Annotated in this window: 3 protein-coding genes; all 3 read right to left on the bottom strand. The window is 49.0% G+C overall.

Annotated features, from left to right (window positions below):
• Window positions 1-199: 199 nt before the first annotated feature.
• Window positions 200-706: a HEPN domain-containing protein gene (locus HBN63_RS21450; protein WP_170050828.1), complete on the bottom strand. Its 507-nt coding sequence runs from the start codon at window positions 704-706 to the stop codon at window positions 200-202.
• Entirely contained in the window at window positions 703-1,839 is a 1,137-nt protein-coding gene (locus HBN63_RS21455) for a DUF262 domain-containing protein (protein WP_170050829.1), read from the bottom strand. The genes HBN63_RS21450 and HBN63_RS21455 overlap by 4 nt, the downstream gene beginning before the upstream one ends.
• 34 nt (window positions 1,840-1,873) lie before the next feature.
• Window positions 1,874-2,626: IS66 family transposase (locus HBN63_RS21460; RefSeq protein WP_262499078.1), on the bottom strand; the 753-nt coding region annotated here is incomplete at its 5' end.

The raw sequence follows: 2,626 nt of genomic DNA on the forward strand, positions 1-2,626 counted from the left end.
GTGAAGCCTTGAGCTTGACTGAGCTGAATGATCGCGCGCTCTTCAACGCTGAGTTCGGAATAGGACATAGGGGCAGCACCGTACCGGAAAGGTCAGGTGTTGCACTCAGTTTTCGCGGCCGCCCAGTTAGTCGTAAGGTCTAAACCCACCGATCTGCATAGCTTCTAGCGCAGGCCAGATGGAATGAGTTCTTATACGTTTAGTCTGCTTCATAGTCATGATGAACAACAGCGTCCAAGATTTCGATAACTCGTACGCCGTCTTTGAAGTGCTTCAATGTGGAATCGATAGCTAAGTCCGGATCGCCTCCATGAGCAAAGTCGTTTCGAGCATCAACCAAAGCTGTAAGTGCGCCCTTAAGCCTAGGCTTATCATCAAGTGCCATTTGCTCGTCAAACCTAGCACGCCACCGTTCGTCAAATTCGGTAAGCATGTTTTCGATCATGCCGAGTTTAGGATTGCATGAGGAGTCGCGGACTTTTCTTTTGATGAAATTTTTTACCTGAATGTGGCTATCCTTGTCTATCTTGTCAGCGATTGTTTGCTTGAAGGCAGATTCAATGCTCCCGGTTGCGCGAATAACAGCGTACTTCTTGATGTAGGGCGTTGGTTTCGCACCATCTCCTAGCCCAGTCAACAGTGCAGCTATCCCGTCAAGTTCCGTAAGACAATCATCGAGAATTTTCTTAACTTCCATGTTGTTCATTGCATCTCTACCCCAAAGAGCGCGCCAAACATTTTTCCCACCCTAGTTCTAATGTTTGTAACCCTCATTGTTTCTTCGGATAGCAATTTCTGGTACTCCCGACTCCTCAGAATAGCAACCCGTTTGGCTTCAAGCTCACCTTTATCAAAGTTATTTATTCCGCTCTTGATTGCAGCGTCGACTGAAATCATGACAGAGTCAAACAAGGTAGGACTAAAATTCGGTACCAGCTTCCCTTCTTCTGTTGAAGATAAATTATGGAATGCTCCAGAGCCAAAATTCTCATGAGCAAAACTGATACTTTCTTCAAATCTTGATTTAAGGTCAGCGATAAAATCAGAATGATTAACCGAATCCATATATTGGTTCAGATATTTCTTCAGAGAAATTCTAGTCGGCGCTTTATCCGAGGTAAGTATTCTTTCATCAGAGAGCGCAAAGAATCGAAGGATATGCTCAAGATCACGCATCCGTTCGTCGGGGCTTTCACCCCCCCAAAGAGCTCGCCAGCTTTTGTTGAGATTTAACTCGATCAGAAGTGAGTTGATCGGCCCCTGATAGATACAGTTTCTAATCTCTTGCGGCAGCAATGTCCTGCCGCTTGAGTTAATTCTCTCAAATACTTGATATAGACTAGTATCACCATTAGCAGGATGTTGTTGCATGAAGATAATTGCATGAATTGTTGTATTCCTAATCTTGCGCTGCTCATCTTCGGACAATTCAAGAAAGGCCTTACCTCTCCAGCGCTCATGAATCTTATCGCTTCGCGACAGTCGAAATACAGACTGGTCTTTCGAGAAAATTCCCTTTACGTAATCTCTGACGGTCATAAATCTTTGGTAGCCGTCAATAATTAGAAGCTTTTCGTCTTTTGTCTTAGCTAGAAAAATGCTCGGAACGGGTAGTCCGAGAAGAACTGAGTCTATAAATCTCGATGCTTCAGTTTTGTCCCAAACGTAGTTTCGCTGGAGTTCTGGCTTGACCAGTTCATCCTCGTCATATCGAGAAATCAGCTCACGAAAACTCAGATCAGCTCCCCAGGAGGATATCTTGAAAAGATCATCATCACTGTAGAAGTCATCCTGTTCATCCGATGGCGCATCGATAAGAGTTATCAGATCTGCACTCATAAAGTAAGCGTCCGCCGAACTCACCTTGCGTGATTCAGGCAGGCGCCCACTGATGCGGCAGCAGTTGGCCGACCTCACTCGCCCGCTGCGTCGGCAGGCGTGTCAGCACGTCCTTGAGATAGGCATACGGATCATGCCCGTTCATGCGGGCCGACTGGATAAGGCTCATGATCGCCGCCGCGCGTTTGCCGCTGCGTAGCGACCCGGCAAACAACCAGTTCGAGCGCCCCAGTGCCCAGGGCCGGATCTGGTTTTCGACCTGGTTGTTGTCTATGGGCACAGTTCCATCTTCCAGGTAGCGCGTCAGCGCTACCCAGCGTTTAAGGCTGTAATCCAAGGCTTTCGCCGTGGCCGATCCGTTGGGCACAAGATCACGCTGGGCCAGCATCCAGTCATGCAGTGTATCGAGGATCGGTGAGGCCTTTTCCTGTCGTATTCGCCAGCGTTCTTCATCGCTCATGTCCCGTGCTTGCCGTTCGATTTCGTACAGGCTGCCCATCGCGTGCAGTGCTTGTTCGGCCAACTGGCTTTTGTTTGCAGCGTGCAGATCGAAGAACTTGCGGCGGGCGTGGGCCATGCAGCCGATTTCGGTAATGCCTTGCTCGAAGCTGGCCTTGTAGCCAGCGAAGTCGTCGCAGACCAGCTTGCCATTCCACTGACTGCGTATTTCGGCCCACCGTGACCGGTCGTTTCGGTAGATCGTGACCGGCCATTTCGCTAACGCGTGACCGCTCATTTCGCTATCAACGTGACCGATTTCCAGCCTGTTCCGAAACAGGCGGTCACG

The organism is Pseudomonas sp. WS 5011, assembly GCF_012985775.1.
GTDB classification, from domain to species: domain Bacteria; phylum Pseudomonadota; class Gammaproteobacteria; order Pseudomonadales; family Pseudomonadaceae; genus Aquipseudomonas; species Aquipseudomonas peli.

What these genes read in the sequence shown, in the direction of transcription:
- HBN63_RS21450 (WP_170050828.1), bottom strand. Translation starts at nt 706, where the DNA reads ATGAACAACATGGAAGTTAAGAAAATTCTCGATGATTGTCTTACGGAA.
- HBN63_RS21455 (WP_170050829.1), bottom strand. Translation starts at nt 1,839, where the DNA reads ATGAGTGCAGATCTGATAACTCTTATCGATGCGCCATCGGATGAACAG.